The sequence below is a fragment of the Candidatus Proelusimicrobium excrementi genome (assembly GCF_937881865.1).
Taxonomy (GTDB): Bacteria; Elusimicrobiota; Elusimicrobia; order Elusimicrobiales; family Elusimicrobiaceae; genus Proelusimicrobium; species Proelusimicrobium excrementi.
Window position 1 is genome coordinate 1 of the sequence record NZ_CALGEO010000126.1, and the last position, 2,927, is coordinate 2,927.

Consider the following 2,927-nt stretch of genomic DNA (forward strand, 5'->3'; position numbering starts at 1 on the left):
CGCACTCTTCAAGGTTCTTTGGCCCTATCTCCTTATAGGCCTTTAGGCCTATTTTTAACAAGATATCCATTAAAAAGCCCCACCGAAGCGGGGCTTAAATGTTATTTGCCTTCAGGCGCCGAGGCAGGCGCGCTTACAGGTATTTGCACGCTGTCTACTACGGAGGTCATCCCGCGTTTAGAAACGTTTACCGTCAAGAATATTGAGGTAATCATTATCACCAAAGCTACCGCCGCCGTAAGTTTCGTTATAAACGTGGTGGCAGTGGGACCGGCAAATACGCTGTCGCTGTTGGAGCTGCCGAATATCCCGGCCGCAGAACCTTTGCCGCTTTGCATCAGTATCAGCATAATAAGCAATATGCAGGCTATCCACTGCAAGACTAAAGCTAATGTATACATTATGTTTTATTCTCCTGAGTTATTTTTTAAGTAACGCCGTAAGGCCGGGCAATTCTTTGCCTTCTACAAATTCCATGCTGGCTCCGCCGCCGGTGGAAGCATGGGATACTTTTGAGGACGAAATTTTTGCTTTCTTAAGTACGTTCAAACTGTCGCCCCCGCCGATAATCGTAATCGCGCCCTTTTCCGTAAGTTTTACCAAAGTTTCCGCAATGGCGAAGCTGCCTTTGGCGTAAGTCGGCATTTCAAAAACGCCTACCGGGCCGTTCCAGAAAATCGTTTTGCATTCGCTTAAAGCCTCTTCAAACAATTTGATTGTTTTGGGGCCGATGTCCAAGCCCATATAGCCTTCGGGGATATTGGGGCTGTCGGTCGTAACGGTCGGTACGCCCTCGGCAAATTCTTTCGCGGCGATATTGTCAACCGGCAGAAGCAGTTTGACGCCTTTTTCTTTGGCTTTGGCCATAATGGCTTTGGCTTCTTCTTCTTTATTTTCTTCCAACAAAGAGTTGGATACGTTGTAGCCCAAGGCCGCGTTAAACGTATAGGCCATGCCGCCGCCTACGATAAGCACGTCGACTTTATCCAAAAGGTTGTTAAGAACCATAATTTTATCGGAAACTTTCGCTCCGCCGATAATGGCCGCAAAAGGGCGGGAGGGGTTTTCAAGCGCGCCGCCTAAGAATTCAACTTCTTTCTGAATTAAGAAACCGGCCGCGCTGGGTAAAAATTCGGTTATTGCGCTGGTTGAAGCGTGCGCTCTGTGTACTGTTCCGAAAGCTTCCTGAACAAAAAACTCGCCGAGTTTGGCAAGCTGAGCCGCAAAAGCTTTGTCGTTCTTTTCTTCCTCGGGGTGGAAGCGGAGGTTTTCCAAGAGGACGATTTCCCCGTTTTTGGCGTTTTTGACGGCTTCTTCCGCGACCGCGCCTACGCAGTCAGAAGCGAAATGCACTTTAACGCCCATAATTTTTTCAACTTCCGGGGCGACGGGAGCCAAGGAAAATTCCGGCGCGACTTTGCCCTTAGGTCTGCCCAAGTGAGCTATCAATACTACTTTGCAGCCTTTCCCTAAAAGATATTTAACGGTTTTTTCCGTAGCGGTAATGCGTTTAGGGTTATCCACTTTGCCGTCTTTCAAAGGCACGTTATAATCCACTCTGACCAATACGGTTTTATTGTCTAAGTTTACATCCTGTATTTTTACAATATCATTAAGGTTCATTTTATTTTCCCCGGAATCAATCTTTAAAATTTATAAAATCTGACGGGCGGAGCCGCATTTGGCCCCGCCCTTGTTTTACTTCAAACTTATTTGTTTACGACCGCCATGTGAGCGATTAAATCAAGCACTTTGTTGGAGTAGCCGATTTCGTTATCGTACCAAGAAACCACTTTTACGAAAGTATCCGTTAAAGCGATGCCGGCTTTGGCGTCGAAGATGGAAGTGCGTTTGTCGCCCAAGAAATCGGAGGAAACGACCGCATCTTCCGTATAACCTAAAATGCCTTTAAGTTCGCCTTCGGAAGCTTCTTTCATGGCTTGGCAGATTTCCGCATAGGTGGCCGGTTTGGCCAAGTTTACGGTCAAGTCCACGACGGAAACGTCCAAGGTGGGAACGCGCATTGACATACCGGTAAGTTTGCCGTTAAGCTCGGGGATGACTTTACCCACGGCTTTGGCCGCGCCGGTGGAAGAAGGAATAATGTTGCCGGAAGCGGCTCTGCCGCCTCTCCAATCCTTCATGGAAGGACCGTCAACCGTTTTCTGGGTGGCGGTGGTGGAGTGAACGGTGGTCATGAGACCCTCGATGATGCCGAAATTGTCGTTGATGACCTTGGCCATGGGAGCCAGGCAGTTGGTGGTGCAGGAAGCGTTGGAAACGAACTGCATGTCGGGGGTGTACTTGTCCAGGTTGACGCCGCAGACGAACATGGGGGTGTCGTCCTTTGCAGGGCCGGACATGATGACGACCTTTGCGCCGGCATCGATGTGAGCCTGAGCCTTTTCCTTGGTGAGGTAAACGCCGGTGCACTCGAGAACATAGTCTACACCCAGCTCGCCCCAGGGAATGAGGGAAGCGTCACGGTACTGCTTGTCGGAAAGGATCTTGACGACCTTGCCGTTGACGGTGATGGTGCTCTCTTCGTCGTTGCTGCAGACTTCACCGGGGAAACGGCCGTGAACGGTGTCATACTTTACGCAGTATGCAACATGGGAAGCGGGGTGGTTGGGAGCGCTGATAGCAACGACCTCGATGTCGTCAGACTGGATGGCTGCTCTGAATGCCAGAGAACCGATGCGGCCGAAACCATTGATGCCAACTTTAATCATTACAATATCCTCCAATTAATTTGATTGACAAAATAAATGATAATAATCCCGGCAAAAGCCATAATATGCTTTGCTGAGTGTTTAAATTGTAACATATAATATAAACAAAAATCAATATTTCTTCCTATGTATTTTCAACAAAATTGTGCCGAAAATTCATGTCAAAGGGCGGTTTTTTTCCATCCTCTATTGTAT

General features: G+C 48.3%; 3 protein-coding genes. All 3 read right to left on the bottom strand.

All coding sequences use genetic code 11. The features are described 5' to 3' along the window. Positions 1-101: 101 nt before the first annotated feature. The 3 genes from secG to gap all read right to left on the bottom strand — a co-directional run bounded on the left by secG (position 102) and on the right by gap (position 2,732). Complete coding sequence (gene secG / locus ACQY26_RS05950; RefSeq protein ID WP_428048231.1) at positions 102-401, bottom strand: preprotein translocase subunit SecG; 300 nt, start codon at positions 399-401, stop codon at positions 102-104. 19 nt (positions 402-420) lie between these two features. After that, positions 421-1,623: a phosphoglycerate kinase gene (locus ACQY26_RS05955; RefSeq protein WP_428048232.1), complete on the bottom strand. Its 1,203-nt coding sequence runs from the start codon at positions 1,621-1,623 to the stop codon at positions 421-423. Positions 1,624-1,709: 86 nt separating this feature from the next. After that, the gene (gap, locus tag ACQY26_RS05960) at positions 1,710-2,732 is read right to left on the bottom strand and encodes a type I glyceraldehyde-3-phosphate dehydrogenase (protein WP_428048233.1); all 1,023 of its coding nucleotides are present in this window, start codon (positions 2,730-2,732) and stop codon (positions 1,710-1,712) included. Positions 2,733-2,927 lie beyond the last annotated feature (195 nt).